The organism is Sphingopyxis indica, assembly GCF_900188185.1.
GTDB lineage: Bacteria > Pseudomonadota > Alphaproteobacteria > Sphingomonadales > Sphingomonadaceae > Sphingopyxis > Sphingopyxis indica.
In genome coordinates this window covers 23,309-37,124 of sequence record NZ_FZPA01000006.1, presented here as the reverse complement: position 1 = coordinate 37,124, position 13,816 = coordinate 23,309, and the positions used below count along the sequence as shown (strand labels likewise).

Annotated in this window: 15 protein-coding genes; 12 read left to right on the top strand and 3 right to left on the bottom strand. The window is 66.7% G+C overall.

Annotated features, from left to right (window positions below; translation table 11 throughout):
- Nucleotides 1-63 precede the first annotated feature (63 nt).
- The 4 genes from CHB69_RS09510 (at nt 64) to CHB69_RS09495 (ending at nt 2,717) form a co-directional block, all read left to right on the top strand.
- The gene (locus CHB69_RS09510; protein WP_394357133.1) at nt 64-870 is read left to right on the top strand and encodes a MotA/TolQ/ExbB proton channel family protein; all 807 of its coding nucleotides are present in this window, start codon (nt 64-66) and stop codon (nt 868-870) included.
- Between the two features lie 116 nt (nt 871-986).
- Nucleotides 987-1,505 (top strand): ExbD/TolR family protein, encoded by a 519-nt coding sequence (locus tag CHB69_RS09505; protein WP_170935504.1) that lies wholly within the window; start codon nt 987-989, stop codon nt 1,503-1,505.
- A 35-nt stretch (nt 1,506-1,540) separates the two neighbouring features.
- Nucleotides 1,541-1,966 carry an ExbD/TolR family protein gene (locus tag CHB69_RS09500; protein WP_089215774.1) on the top strand — a complete coding sequence of 142 codons (426 nt, stop codon included), beginning with the start codon at nt 1,541-1,543 and terminating at the stop codon, nt 1,964-1,966.
- Nucleotides 1,967-2,150: 184 nt separating this feature from the next.
- Nucleotides 2,151-2,717 carry a superoxide dismutase family protein gene (locus CHB69_RS09495; RefSeq protein WP_089215773.1) on the top strand — a complete coding sequence of 189 codons (567 nt, stop codon included), beginning with the start codon at nt 2,151-2,153 and terminating at the stop codon, nt 2,715-2,717.
- Between the two features lie 4 nt (nt 2,718-2,721).
- On the opposite strand, the gene CHB69_RS09490 is transcribed toward CHB69_RS09495, so the two are convergent.
- Nucleotides 2,722-4,332 (bottom strand): spinster family MFS transporter, encoded by a 1,611-nt coding sequence (locus tag CHB69_RS09490; protein WP_089215772.1) that lies wholly within the window; start codon nt 4,330-4,332, stop codon nt 2,722-2,724.
- Nucleotides 4,333-4,424: 92 nt separating this feature from the next.
- Between CHB69_RS09490 and CHB69_RS09485 the strand changes: the two genes are divergently transcribed.
- The gene (locus CHB69_RS09485) at nt 4,425-4,931 is read left to right on the top strand and encodes a low molecular weight protein-tyrosine-phosphatase (protein ID WP_089215771.1); all 507 of its coding nucleotides are present in this window, start codon (nt 4,425-4,427) and stop codon (nt 4,929-4,931) included.
- Here the strand turns inward: CHB69_RS09485 and thpR are convergent.
- Nucleotides 4,853-5,455 (bottom strand): RNA 2',3'-cyclic phosphodiesterase, encoded by a 603-nt coding sequence (gene thpR, locus CHB69_RS09480; protein ID WP_089215930.1) that lies wholly within the window; start codon nt 5,453-5,455, stop codon nt 4,853-4,855. The genes CHB69_RS09485 and thpR overlap by 79 nt on opposite strands.
- A 139-nt stretch (nt 5,456-5,594) precedes the next feature.
- On the opposite strand from thpR, the gene CHB69_RS09475 reads away from it, so the two are divergent.
- The 6 genes from CHB69_RS09475 to CHB69_RS09450 all read left to right on the top strand — a co-directional run bounded on the left by CHB69_RS09475 (nt 5,595) and on the right by CHB69_RS09450 (nt 12,412).
- Nucleotides 5,595-6,329: a Bax inhibitor-1/YccA family protein gene (locus CHB69_RS09475; RefSeq protein ID WP_089215770.1), complete on the top strand. Its 735-nt coding sequence runs from the start codon at nt 5,595-5,597 to the stop codon at nt 6,327-6,329.
- 210 nt (nt 6,330-6,539) lie between these two features.
- On the top strand, nt 6,540-8,318 hold the full coding sequence (recQ, locus tag CHB69_RS09470) for a DNA helicase RecQ (RefSeq protein WP_089215769.1): 1,779 nt from the start codon (nt 6,540-6,542) through the stop codon (nt 8,316-8,318).
- 261 nt (nt 8,319-8,579) lie between these two features.
- Nucleotides 8,580-9,014 carry a protein tyrosine phosphatase family protein gene (locus tag CHB69_RS09465; RefSeq protein WP_089215768.1) on the top strand — a complete coding sequence of 145 codons (435 nt, stop codon included), beginning with the start codon at nt 8,580-8,582 and terminating at the stop codon, nt 9,012-9,014.
- Complete coding sequence (locus CHB69_RS09460) at nt 9,011-9,553, top strand: hypothetical protein (RefSeq protein WP_245836670.1); 543 nt, start codon at nt 9,011-9,013, stop codon at nt 9,551-9,553. The genes CHB69_RS09465 and CHB69_RS09460 overlap by 4 nt, the downstream gene beginning before the upstream one ends.
- Nucleotides 9,546-10,460 (top strand): sterol desaturase family protein, encoded by a 915-nt coding sequence (locus CHB69_RS09455; RefSeq protein ID WP_089215767.1) that lies wholly within the window; start codon nt 9,546-9,548, stop codon nt 10,458-10,460. The genes CHB69_RS09460 and CHB69_RS09455 overlap by 8 nt, the downstream gene beginning before the upstream one ends.
- A gap of 365 nt (nt 10,461-10,825) precedes the next feature.
- A complete protein-coding gene (locus CHB69_RS09450) occupies nt 10,826-12,412 on the top strand; it encodes a GMC family oxidoreductase (RefSeq protein ID WP_089215766.1) in 1,587 nt (528 codons plus the stop codon).
- 155 nt (nt 12,413-12,567) lie between these two features.
- Here the strand turns inward: CHB69_RS09450 and CHB69_RS19700 are convergent, their stop codons facing one another.
- A complete protein-coding gene (locus CHB69_RS19700) occupies nt 12,568-13,107 on the bottom strand; it encodes a winged helix-turn-helix transcriptional regulator (RefSeq protein WP_141133957.1) in 540 nt (179 codons plus the stop codon).
- Nucleotides 13,108-13,197: 90 nt separating this feature from the next.
- On the opposite strand from CHB69_RS19700, the gene CHB69_RS09440 reads away from it, so the two are divergent.
- Nucleotides 13,198-13,572 (top strand): VOC family protein, encoded by a 375-nt coding sequence (locus CHB69_RS09440; RefSeq protein ID WP_170935503.1) that lies wholly within the window; start codon nt 13,198-13,200, stop codon nt 13,570-13,572.
- Nucleotides 13,573-13,816 lie beyond the last annotated feature (244 nt).

Sequence of the window (13,816 nt, the reverse complement as noted above, 5' to 3'; positions counted from 1 at the left end):
GGTTACGATTTTCCATTTTCACGGTTTTTGATCTTACGATTATTTTGAGAGGGAATTTCCAATATGTTTAATCTGATCGCAAATGCCGCTGCTGCGGCGGGTGGCCATGATGTCGGCATGACCCTCATGCCCGCTTCGATGTGCGTGAAGAGCGAAGGCGAGAACCCCTATGGTCTCGTTCCGGCGCTGTGCGAGGGCGGGATCGTGTCGCAGGTGACCTTCCTGGTGCTGCTGATCATGTTCGTCGGCACGCTCTACATCCTGTTCACCAAGCTGTTCGAGCAGAATAAGGTGATCAACCAGGGCAAGGCCGTCGACGTCAATTTCTGGCGCGCTCCGACGCTCGCCGACGGCGCCGCGAAGCTCGAAAAGAACAGCGCCTATCGCCAGGTGGTCGAAGACGGCCTGCGCGCCGCCGAAGAGCATAACAAGCTGACCGACCCGGTCGAAGCGCACGACTGGATGCACGGCACGCTCGAGCGGTCGCAGAACCACATCAACTCGAAGCTGAACTCGGGCCTCGCCTTCCTCGCGACGGTGGGTTCGACCGCGCCGTTCGTCGGTCTGTTCGGTACCGTTATCGGTATTCTGCGCGCCCTCGTGAAGATCGGCGCGTCGGGCCAGGCCTCGATCGACACCGTCGCCGGTCCGGTCGGTGAAGCGCTCATCATGACCGCGATCGGTCTGATCGTCGCGGTTCCCGCGGTGCTCGCGTTCAACTGGCTGCAGAGCCGCAACAAGGCGATCGCCCGCCGTCTGTCGACCTTCTCGAACGACGTTCTCGGCTCGATCATGTCGGGCGGCCAGGTGAAGCCGAGCGTTGCGCCGGCAAAGGCCGCTGCTCCGGCCGCGGCGCCGAAGAAGGCCTGATTTTCCGGGTCTCCGCGCCGTTCGGGCAACCGGCCGGCGCGGGGTCCGCGGACGTGGCGGGCGCGGTGCGCCCTTCACGGGCCATGACAGAAATTTTGTGACAGGATGCTAATCCTATGGCGATGAGTGCAGGCAACAAGGGCGAAGATGCCCCGATGTCCGACATCAACACGACGCCGCTCGTGGATATTATGCTGGTGTTGCTCATCATCTTCCTCATCACGGTTCCGGTGGTGTTGGAGACGGTGAACCTCAAGCTGCCCGACGTGGTTTTCGAACCGACGACCACCAAGCCCGAGAATGTCAACATCTCGGTGCGCTCGGCGGACACGGACGGCGACGGCGAACCCAACCCCGAAAGCACCGCATGCGAGGTTTTCTGGGGCCAGACGCCGGTCGATTCGCGCCAGCTGCTCGAAATGGGCCAGAACAAGCTGGAAAAGCTGCTCGAGGATATCGGCGGCCCGCAGAATATTACCGAAGAGAATTTCCCCGAAGTGCATATCCGCGGCGACATCAACACGCCGTACCAGTGCATCGGCGGGGTCATCTATACGATGCAATATGCCGGTTTCCAGAAGATCGGGTTCATTTCCGAACCCGCGCCTGGGTCGGGCACGCTGGGCCGCCTCTAAGGCGTCGGTCCGCTCAGTTATGAAGGAATAATCCTATGGCCATGGCAGTTGGCGATCGGGACGAAAATGAACCGATGATGGAAATGAACACGACGCCGCTGATCGACGTCATGCTCGTGCTCCTCATCATGTTCATCATCACCATCCCGGTCCAGACCCACGCGGTGAAGATCGACCTGCCGGTTCCGACCGATTCGCAAAACAATGTCGATCCGGAAAAGAACAAGGTGATGATCCTCGCCAACGGGACGATCACCTGGAATGGCTCGGCGGTCGATCTTGCGCAGCTCGCGCAATATCTCGAACAGACCAAGGCGATGCCGGTCGAGCCCGAGCTGCAGGTGCAGCCCGATCCGTTCGCGCGTTATTTCGTCGTCGACAATGTGATGGCGGTGATCAAGCGCAGCGGCGTCGGCAAGCTCGGCTTCGTCGGCAACGAGCAATATGCCCGCGTCTTCTGATCGCTGATCCGACGACCGGACGAACGGGGCCGCGAAGCGATTCGCGGCCCCTTTTTCATGCTCCCGCCGCGCGCCCCAAACCCTTGTTTCACTTAGCCCTTGGAACTGCACCGGAAGCGCGTCATCATGGCGCGCATCGGACTCGCCGGGCGCTGCGAGTCCAACCGGCAATGGGGAGCAGAGCATGACGATCGCATCGCATCGCAAGATTTTTCTCGGATTGACTGCGCTCGGGGCGCTCGCGCTCGCGGGCTGCGCCAAATCGGGCGGCGCGCCCGTCACCACCCTCCCGGTTCCCGACGCGACCGCGCAGCTCGCCGACGCCGCCGGCGCCGACCGCGGCCGCGTCGACATCTTCAAGGACGGCAGCGGCCTGAAGATCGAGGTCGTCGCGCGCGGCTTTGCCCCCGGCACCTATGGCATGCACATCCACACCACCGGCCAATGCACGCCCCCCGATTTCTCCAGCGCGGGCGGTCACTGGAACCCGACCGGCGCCCAGCACGGCCGCAACAACCCGCGGGGCGCGCATCACGGCGACCTGCCGAACCTTGTCGTCGAGGATGGCACGATCGGCCAGGCGTCGATCCAGCTCGTCGGCACGCCGCTCAGCGGCGCGAACGGCATTCTCGACGCCGACGGCGCCGCCTTCGTCATCCACGCCGGCCCCGACGACATGATGACCGACCCGAGCGGCAACAGCGGCGGGCGCGTCGCCTGCGGCGTGCTCCACGTTCCGGCAGCCCAATAGGGCCTCAGATCGCTTCCCCCGCGGCGCGGGCGCGCTCGACGACGTTTGCGGCCGCGGCCGGGACGCGGCGATAGGCGATGACCAGCATGGCGAGGCCGAAGGGCACGATCGCCAGCGTCGACAGCACGCCGGTCGACAGGCTGTGCGTCATCGCCGACACCTGTCCCGCCATATAGGGACCGAGCGCGAGCCCGACGAGCGTCGTCGACAGGAAGAAGGTCGCGGTCGCGGTGCCGCGCATCCGCGGCAGCACCAGATCCTGCGTCGTCGCCGCCGCGGCACCGAGCGCGCTCGACGCGAGCAGCCCGGCGAGCGAGGCAAAGGCGGTGAAGCGGATGAAATCGGCGCTCCCCGGTTCCGGTTTCGTCGTGAAGGCGATGACGATCGGCACGATCGGCGCGAGCAGCCCGAACATCACGACGAGCAGGCGCCCCGCTTCGCTCCGCTGGCGCAGCCAGTCCGACATGCGGCCGCCGAGGATGACCCCGAGGAAGCCCGCCAGCGCCCCCATGCCGCCGACCCAGAAGCCGACCGTGGCAGGGTCCTCGCCGAGCATTTCGAGCGCATAGACGGGCGCAAAGGCGCTCGACGCATAGGACATGAAGGCGACGGTGCCATAGCCGAGGATCGTCGTGATGAAGGCTCGCGATCCCCAGATCAGATGAAAGGCCGGCGCATCGCGGCTCCTGAGCGAACTCGCCCAGGAAAAGACGGCGTAATAGCCGAAGGCGATGCACCACCATTGCAGCGCCGCGCCGGTGACCCGGATCATCGCCAGCGCGCCCAGCGCCAGCAGTGCGGCGACGGCAAGATTGATCGCCAAAGCGCGGCCGCCGCGCGACATCGCCGCGAGCAGGGTGAAGGGCGGAATGATCGCATAAAGCTCTTCGAAAAAGCCCTTGAACGGGGTCGGCGAGGGCTTGGTCGGCACGCCGTCGACGAGTCCGCGCACCGGTTCTTTCAAGGTCGCGACCCACGCCGCGAGGAGCAGGCCGGGAATGCCCACCGCCATGAACGCCGCCTGCCAGCCGACGAGCCCGAACGGGCCGCCGCCGGGCCAGGTGCGGTTCCACCCCTGAACGATGAAGCCGCCGATCATCAGCGAAATGCCGCCGCCGAAATAGAGCCCGGCCGAATAGATGGCGAGCGCGGTTGCGCGCATATGCTTTGGAAACAGGTCCGAAATCAGCGAATAGGCCGCCGGCCCGGCGGTCGCTTCGCCGACCCCGACCCCCATCCGCGCCGCCGACAGTTGCAGCTTTCCGGTCGCGAGCCCCGACAGTGCGGTCATCGCCGACCAGACCGACAGGCCGACGGTCAGCAGGCGGATGCGGTGCCACGCGTCGGCAAGCCGTCCGAGCGGCACCCCGAACAGCGCATAGAAGACCGCGAAAGCGGTGCCATAGAGAAAGCCGATGTCGGCGTCGTCGAGCCCCAGGTCGCGTTTCAGGTCGGGCGCAAGGATGGTGATGATCTGGCGGTCGATGAAATTGAGCACATAGACGAGGAACAGGATGCCGAGCGCGTACCAGGCATAGGGCGTCGCGCGGGTCGCGGCCACCGGCGCGCCGGGCGTTTCCGATCCCGGCGCTGCTGCAAATTCGCGATCCGCCATTGGCAAGCCTCTCCCTGACCCGTTATCGTCCGTCTCGGGGCCCATGGCTAGCAGAGCGCGACGTGCGCGCAAGTTGAAAGAGGATTCACCTTTTGCCCGTTTCTCCTCCGCGCCGCGATGCCGTAACGGCGGACGGCCCTGCGATCCTGTTCCTGTGCCTCGGCAATATCTGCCGCTCGCCGCTCGCCGAGGGTGCGGCACGCGCGGCCTTCGACGCCGCGGGCTTCGCGGCGACGCTCGATTCGGCGGGGACGGGCGACTGGCACGCCGGTCATCCGCCCGATGCCCGTGCGCAGGCCGAGGCACGGCGGCGCGGGATCGACATCGGCGATTTGCGCGCGCGCCAACTGGTGCCCGAGGATTTCCGGCGCTTCGACCTGATCCTTGCCGCCGACGAGACCAATTTGCGCGATGCGCGCGCCATCGCCCCCGCCGATGCGACCGCGCGGCTGCTGCTGATGCTCGATCTGGTGCCGGGGCGCGCGGGGGAAAGCGTGACCGATCCCTATTATGGCGCCGATCACGGCTTTGCGGCGACGTGGGACGACGTCAGCGCGGTCGCCTCGGCGTTGGTGTCCGAATTTGCGTCGAGCACGTAGCGCGCGACGGGGTGATAGCGCGAGCCGCCGTGCGCCAGCTCGCTTTCATACAGGATCACATGGTCGAAAACGAAAGGCGGGCTCGCGAGATCGCCGTTGAGGGCGAGGAAGGGCGCGACCGGACCCGCCGCGCGATTGAGGCGCGCGAGCGTGATGTGCGGCACGAAGGCGCGCGTTTCGGGGGCGATGCCGACGCGCGCGAGGCATTGGTCGACCTTGCGGTGAAGCGCGGCGAGCGGCTCGGCAGGCTCGATCCCCGCCCAGATCATGTGCGGCCGCCCCTGCCGCTCGAACAACCCGACGCCGGCAATCCGCGCCGCGACCACATGGCCGTGCAGCGTGCCGAGCGCCGCCGCAATATCCTCGGCCCGGTGGCGGTCGACCTCGCCGACGAAGCGCAGGGTCAGGTGAAGCTGCTCGTCGCTCTGCCAGCGCGCCGCGGCGATGCCGTGCATCGCACCGGTCAGCAGCGCGCGAACGGCGCGCGGCGGACGCAGGGCGACGAACAGGCGATGCGTGGACATGGCGGTGCCAGCATAGGCGCTCGCGCGCGCGATTCCAGCCCGCCCGCGCGCGGCTGTCCGGTTTCGCTTGAAAGCGGCCGCCAAAACACCGATATTGTCCGCACGGCCGGTATGTTCTGGCCGGTGATGGAGATTTGAAATGGCTAATTGGAACGACCCCAATATGGCGGCGTCCGGCTTTGGCACCGCCCGTCCGGCGGAGGGAGCCGTCGATGCCGGCCTGCGGTCGTACATGCTGTCGGTCTATAATTATATGGCGTCGGGCGTGCTGCTGACCGGCATCGTCGCGCTGCTCTTTTCGAACTGGTCGGGCGCCCCCGCCCTGCTGTTCGGTCCCGGCATCCTCAAATGGGTGATCATGCTGGCTCCGCTGGCGTTCGTCATGGTGCTGAGCTTCGGGATCAACCGGCTGTCGACCGCGGCGGCGCAGGGCCTTTTCTGGGCGTTCGCGGTCGTCATGGGCCTGTCGATGGCGTCGATCTTCTTCGTCTATACGGGCGCGTCGATCGCGCAGACCTTCTTCGCGACCGCCGCGGCCTTCCTCGGTCTCAGCCTCTATGGCTATACGACCAGGAAGGATCTGTCGGGTTTCGGCACCTTCCTGATCATGGGTGTCGTCGGCATCCTCGTCGCGATGGTCATCAACATGTTCATGCAGTCGAGCGCGCTCAGCCTCGCGATCAGCGTGATCGGCGTGCTCGTGTTCGCGGGCCTCACCGCCTATGACACGCAGAAGATCAAGAGCATGTATTTCCACGTCCGCGGCACCGACTTTGTGGGCAAATCGGTCGTGATGGGGGCGCTGAACCTCTATCTCGACTTCATCAACATGTTCATGTTCCTCCTCCGCCTGATGGGCAGCACCCGCAACTGAGGCGGCGGAAAAGGACGGAATTCGAAGGAGCCCGGCGAAGCGATTCGCCGGGCTCTCTGCTTTGGCGTGGGCGGTTGCATCTTCGGCGCCCGCCCCGCCAGAGTGCCGGGTTCGATGACCAAAACCGGCACTCCAGATTCTTGTTTTGCCGTGATTTCCGAGCCGTGAAATGTTCCATTTCACTCGAAATCACTCTAGTGCGGCCGCACGATGTCCGCTCCCGACGCTCTCCTTCCGCTTCTGAAATCGACCTTCGGCTTCGACCATTTCCGCGGACGCCAGGCCGATGTGGTCGCGCGGGTGATGGCGGCCGAGCACACGCTGGCGGTGATGCCGACGGGGGCGGGCAAGTCGCTGACCTATCAGTTGCCCGCGGTCGCGCTCGATGGCTGCGTCGTCGTCGTGTCGCCGCTGATCGCGTTGATGCACGACCAGCTGCGCGGTGCGCGCGCGGCGGGGATTCGTGCCGCGTCGCTCACCAGCGTCGATGCCGATTTCGCCGATACGCGCCAGGCCTATCGCGACGGCCAGCTCGACCTTCTCTACATCGCGCCCGAGCGCGCGACGGGCGAGGGGTTTCGCGCGCTGATGGAAGCGCGCGTGCCTGCGCTCTTTGCGATCGACGAGGCGCATTGCGTCAGCGAATGGGGACATGATTTCCGTCCCGACTATCGGCTTTTGCGTCCGCTGCTCGACGCCTTCCCGCAGGTGCCGCGCCTCGCGCTGACCGCGACCGCCGACCGGCACACGCGCGAGGATATTCTCGTCCAGCTCGGCATCCCCGCCGAGGGGCTGGTGCTCGCGGGCTTCGACCGCCCGAATATCCGCTATCGGGTCAGCCCGCGGATCGGCGCGGCGAAGCAGCTTGCCGACTTCATCGCCGCCAATCCGGGGCCGGGGATCGTCTATTGCCCGACGCGCGACGGCGCCGAGCGGATGGCCGCGCGGCTCGCCGCGGCGACGGGGCGCAGCGTCGCCGCCTATCACGCCGGGCTCGACGCCGAGCGCCGCGCGCGGGTGCAACACGACTTCGTGGCGTCGGAGGACGGGATCGTCACCGCGACGGTCGCTTTCGGCATGGGGATCGACAAGCCCGACGTGCGCTTCGTCGCGCACGCCGGGCTGCCGAAGTCGATCGAAAGCTATTATCAGGAAACGGGGCGCGCGGGACGTGACGGCGATCCCGCCGAGGCGCTGATGCTGTGGGGCGCCGAGGATTTCGCGCGCGCGCGGATGCGGCTTGGCGAGCTGCCCGAGGCGCGCCTTGCGGGCGAGCGCGCACGGCTCAATGCGCTTGGCGCGCTCGTCGAGACGGTCGAGTGCCGCCGCGCGCTGCTGCTCCGCCATTTCGGCGAGCATCCGCCCGAACGCTGCGGCAATTGCGACAATTGCCTCGACCCGCCGAAACAGCTCGACGCGACGGTGCTCGCGCAGAAATTGCTCTCGGCGGTCTATCGCACCGGACAGAGCTTTGGCGCCGGGCATGTCGAGGCGGTGCTCACCGGGCGCAGCGACGAGCGGATTGCAAGCCGAGGCCACGACAAGCTGTCGGTCTTCGGGATCGTCGAGGGCGACGAGGCGCGGCTGATCAAGCCGCTGGTGCGCACGCTGATGGCGCGCGAGGCGCTGAGCACGACCGAGCATGGCGGGCTGATGTTCGGTCCCGCGGGGCGCGCGGTGATGAAGGGCGAGGTGCCGGTGCTGATCGCCGAGCCGCCCGCGCGGCGCACGCGGCGCGGCGGCCGCGCCGATCGCGCCGCAGCGAACCCGGTCGGCGATCCCTTGTTCGAAGCGCTGCGCGGCGTAAGGCGCGACCTCGCGAATGAGGCGGGGGTGCCGCCCTATGTCGTCTTTCACGACGCGGTGCTGCGCGCGATGGCGGCCGACCGCCCGGCCTCGCGCGCCGAGCTCGCGGCGATCCCCGGCGTCGGCGCAAAGAAGCTCGAGGCGTGGGGCGATGCGTTTCTGGACGTGATCCGGCGGTTCTAGAATAAGGATTTTCGCACGAAGCCACGAAGCCACAAAGAATTCTCTCATCCGCTCGTGCCGAGCTTGTCGAAGCACCGTTCTTTTGTTCGCCGCCTGCTGGAAAAACGGCCCTTCGACAAGCTCAGGGCGAACGGAGGCAGGAAAGCTTCTTTGTGGCTTCGTGGCTTCGTGCGAACAAAAAGGAGGCCACGGCAATGGCTTGTCCTCGCGGGGCCGCTTTCACGCTTGTCAGCAAAGCCGGCCATTCTATACATCGCAGCCATGACCGATTTTCGTCCCCTGACCGCCGGCTACAGCGTCTCGCCCCAGATCAGCCTCGAGGATGTCGCGGCGGCGAAGGCGGCGGGTTATGCGCTCGTCATCAACAACCGTCCCGACGGCGAGGACCCCGCAGCGCCGCAGGGCGCCGACATCGCGCACGCCTGCGCCGCCGAAGGGCTCGCCTATGCTGCGATTCCCGTCGGCCATGCGGGCTTCAGCCACGCGCAGCTCGACGCGCTCGACACGCTGCTCGGCGACGCGACGGGGCCGGTGCTCGCCTATTGCCGCTCGGGGACGCGCTCGACGCACCTGTGGGCGCTGGCAAGGGCGCGCGCGGGCGACGATCTCGATGCGATCTGCAACGCCGCGGCGGCGCGCGGTTACGACCTGTCGGCGCTGCGTCCGATGATGGACGCCCTGGCCGGGACGCGGTGACCACAGCCGTCCTGATCCAGCTCGTCGCATCGCTCGTCGCGGTGCTCTTCATCGCGTGGCTGGTGGGACGAATGGGCCTCGGCGCCGATCCGCGCATCGCCGACGACGCGCACGCGATCCGCCTCGCCGACGAGGCCGAGACGGGGTTCGGCGGGGTCGAGGTCGCGCGCGACCGCGCGGGTTTCGCGGCGATCGTCCGCAATGCCGAGGGGCGGATGCTGCTGATCCGCGCGCACGGCAATCATTTCGCGGCGCGCCCCGTCGATGCCGGAGTCGAAGGACGGCTCGACAAGGATTTCCTGACGCTGAGGATGCCCGAACGGACTTTCGGGGCGGTCACGCTGCACCTCGGGAAAGAGGCGGGGGTGTGGGCCTCGCGGATGCGGGAGGTTTCCGGTCGTTCGGCGAGACCGAACGAGGCGGCACCGGCCCGCTCCCCCACCCGGCCTCCCACAGAATATCCTGAAATGGGAGGCCGGGCGGGGGAGCGGGCCGGTGCCGCAGTGCCTTCGTCAAAAGGGGGCAGGACGCATGGATAAACTACCCGATCCCGTTGTCTATGCCGTCCCGGCCTTCATCCTGCTGCTGATCGTCGAGATGATCGTCTCGCTGCGCGCCGACAGGAGCCGTTACGAGGCGCGCGACACGCTGACCTCGCTGATGCTCGGCACGGGCAGCCAGGTCGCGGGCGCGCTCGTCGGCGCGGCGGTCGTCGGCATGGCGCTGTGGGTCTATCAGTTCCGCCTGTTCGACATCGGCATCGCGTTCCGGCAATGGTGGTGGGCGTGGGTCCTGTGCTTCATCCTCGACGATCTTGCCTATTATGTCTTTCACAGGAGCGCGCACCGCGTGCGCTGGTTCTGGGCGAGCCATGTCATCCACCACAGCTCGCAGCACTATAATCTCTCGACCGCGCTCAGGCAGACATGGACGGGCTTCTTCAGCTTGGGCTTTATCTTTCGCCTGCCGCTCTTCCTGATCGGCTTTCCGCCCGCGATGGTGTTCTTCTGCGCCGGGATCAACCTGATCTACCAGTTCTGGATCCATACCGAAGCGATCCGGCGGATGCCGAAATGGTTCGAGGCGGTGATGAACACGCCGTCGCACCACCGCGTCCACCACGGCGTCAATCCGCGCTACCTCGACGCCAACTATGCCGGGGTGTTCATCATCTGGGACCGGATGTTCGGCAGCTTCGTCGCCGAACGCGACGACGATCCGGTGCGCTATGGCATCGTCAGGCAGCTCGGCAGCTTCAACATCCTGTGGGCCGCGGTCCACGAATGGGTCGGGATCGCGAAGGATGTGTGGCGCGCGCCGTGGCGGCACAAGCTCGCCTATCTGTGGCGCGAACCCGGCTGGAGCCACGACGGCAGCCGGCTGACGAGCGCGATGATCAAGGCGCGCTGGCGCGCGGTGCGGCCAGTGGAAGAGCCGGCGGAATAACAATCGTCGTCCCCGCGAAGGCGGGGGCCGCTGGAGAAAGAAATAGCCTAACACCGACGGCTACCCCAGCCCGTGCGGGGGCGACGTGGGAATCATTTCGCGCAGAGGCCGCAGAGCGCGCAGAGAAGCACGATAGGATTCACGCGGAGACGCGGAGACGCGGAGAACTTGTGCGGGCCGACAGGCCCCATTTTTCCTGCACCGATTCCTCTTGGCGCGACCAACGGAAAAGAAGCCGCCTCGCGGTAACGCGTCTCTCCGCGTCTCCGCGTGAATCAATTCTCTGCGTCTCTGCGCGAAGCTCTTTCTCCCTTGCCCTCGGCATTGATGACATTCATGTCAGCGGGACGAGGGAGAGCGCAATCATGGATCAGTTCGACATCATCGTCATCGGCGGCGGCAGCGCGGGGAGCGCGGCGGCGGGGCGGCTTGCCGGGGACGGGCGGCGGCGCGTCTGCCTGGTCGAGGCGGGCGGGACGAACGACATTGTCCGCGTCAAGACGCCGGGCTTCATGCCCTTCATCCCCAAGGCGTCGAACTGGCAATATGACACGGTGCCGCAAAGGGGGCTGAACGGCCGCATCGGCTATCAGCCGCGCGGGCGCGGGCTCGGCGGGTCGAGCGCGATCAACGCGATGGTCTATATTCGCGGGACCGCCTTCGATTACGACCAATGGGCCGAACTCGGTGCGACCGGCTGGAGCTATGCCGATGTGCTGCCCTGGTTCAAGCGCAGCGAGGGCAATGAGCGCGGGGCCGACGAATGGCACGGCGCCGACGGGCCGCTCAACGTCATGGACCAGCGCTGGCCCAATGTGACGAGCCGGCGCTTCGTCGAGAGCGCGGCGGCGCTGCAATTGCCGCGCACCGCCGACTTCAACCGCCCGAGCAACGAGGGTTTCGGTCTCTATCAGGTGACGCAAAAGGCGGGCGAGCGCTGGTCGGCGGCGCGCGCCTATGTCGAGCCGCTGCGCGGGCGCGCCAATTTCGACATCCGCACCGGCGCGCTGGTCGAGAAGATCCTGATCGAGAAGGGCCGCGCGGTCGGGGTCGCGATCCGTCGCGGCGGCAGGCGCGAAACGCTGCGCGCCGCGGGCGGGGTGATCCTGTCGGCGGGCGCGTTCGGGTCGCCCCAGATCCTGATGCTGTCGGGGGTCGGCCCTGCGGCGCATCTGCGCGAACATGGGATCGAGGTCGTGCGCGACCGCGCCGGGGTCGGCGCGAACCTTCAGGACCATATCGACTATGTGTCGAGCTGGGAAACGCGCTCGACCGAGCCGTTCGGCGACAGCCTGGGCGGCACCTGGCGGATGGTGAAGGCGATTTTCGAGCATCGCCTGCACCGCACCGGTATTCTCACGACCTGCTTCGCCGAGGCGGGGGGCTTCTGGAAATCGCGCCCCGACCTGCCCGCGCCCGATGTGCAATATCATTTCGTGCCCGCGATGCTCGAGGATCATGGGCGCACCAGGGTAAAGGGGCACGGCTTTTCGTGTCACGCCTGTGTGCTGCGCCCCGAAAGCCGCGGCAGCGTGACGCTCGCCTCGGCCGATCCCGCCGCGGCGCCGCTGATCGACCCCGGCTTTTTGACCGACGACCGCGACATGGCGACCTTGCGCGCCGGCGTGCGGATGATGCACCGCATCGTCGCGACGCCGCCGCTGGCGGACTATGGCGGGGTTGACCGTCATCCGGTCGATCTGGACGACGACGCGGCGTTAGACGCGCTGATCCGCGACCGTGCCGACACCGTTTATCACCCCGTCGGCAGCTGCCGCATGGGCAGCGACGCCGATGCCGTGGTCGATCCGGCGTTGAAGCTCAATGGGATCGAAGGGCTGTGGGTCGCCGACGCGAGCATCATGCCGCGCCTCGTCAGCGGCAACACCAACGCGCCGAGCATCATGATCGGCGAGCGCGCGGCCGATTTCGTGAGGGCGGCCTTGGGGTGAGACGCCCTCTCCCGTTCAGGGGAGAGGATAGCGTTTGCAGACATGCGGCGGCTTTGGGGTGGGGAGCGCACGTTCCTCCCCCTCCCCGTGCCGGGGAGGATTGCATGTCCGCTACCGCCCGGAAGCCGCAATATCCGTCTCTGAAGCGGGGGCGTTCAGGCGCACGCCTCGGCCAGCAACCTTCCGCGCGGCGTAAGATCGTAGCGACTCGCGGGCGGCCGCATGTCCACGACCTCGCGCGTGACCAGCCCATGCTTGCCGAGCGCGGTCAAACCCTGCGACAGCGCGCGCGGGCTCGCCGGGGCGAGCAGGCGGGAGAGGGCGTTGAAGCGGTCGTGGCCGCCGCGGATGCCGGCGACGATCGGCAGGCCCCAGCGCGTTGGATCGCCGGGCGACAGGCCGATCCGCGTTTGCGCCTCGGCGATCGGCGCCGCGCGTGCGGCGGCGGCCTGTCCCGCTTCGGTAAGTATATATTCGGGGCGCAGCGGGTGGCCGTGATCGGGGTTGCGCCGCACCCAGCCCAGCGTTGCCGCAGTATCGAGCGTGCGGGTCAGACTGTCGCGCGGCAGGGCAAGACGGTGGAGCAACTCGACGAAGCGCGCGCCGTCATGCGCGACGAGATCGGCGAGCAGCGGGACCAGCCAGCGATGGCCGGAAAGCCGGATCAGCAACGGGTCGAGGGCGCTTGACCGCATTTGCAACTAACTATACAAACAGGACCGTGAAGGCAAGACGATTCCGAACCGAGTTCGGGGTTGGCGAGCCGTTTCGGCATGGAGGGGCTTATGGCATTGCAGATCGGATCCGAACTTACCTGCTCGATGGGCGCGACCGACATCGATGCGTCGATCGCGTGGTACGAGCGGGTGATGCAGTGCAAGCTGCTCTATCGTGTCGACGAGATCGGCTGGTGCGAACTCGCGACGCCGATGGCAGGGGTCAATATCGGCCTCAGCCAGGTCGAATCGGTGACGCAGGGCGGCGGCGCGACCAATGTGTTCGAGGTCGCCGACATCGACGCGGCGAAGGCGCATCTTGACGCCGAGGGCGTGCGGCAGGACGGCGATATCCTGCATGTGCCGGGGCTGGTGAAGCTGATCACCTTTTACGATCCCGACGGCAATGCCTTCATGTTTTCCAGGGCCGAGCCGCGCGACTGAAAGGGGCGCCGGAACGCGTAAGCTCCGCCATATCTCTGCGGCGGGGCTTCCCCAGGTTCCGTCCGAAGACGCGAACCTAATTCCACTCATTCTTTCGATCGAGCAGGTTCGTAAAACGCACCGCCGCGGCCGATGGTTCCACGCGCGGGCGAAAGTTTGCGGAGGAGCGAACATGATGATTCGCACGCGGCGATTCGCACCTGCAAAGATTCGCCGAGGGTCCGGACCGCGCTGCGAACGCACG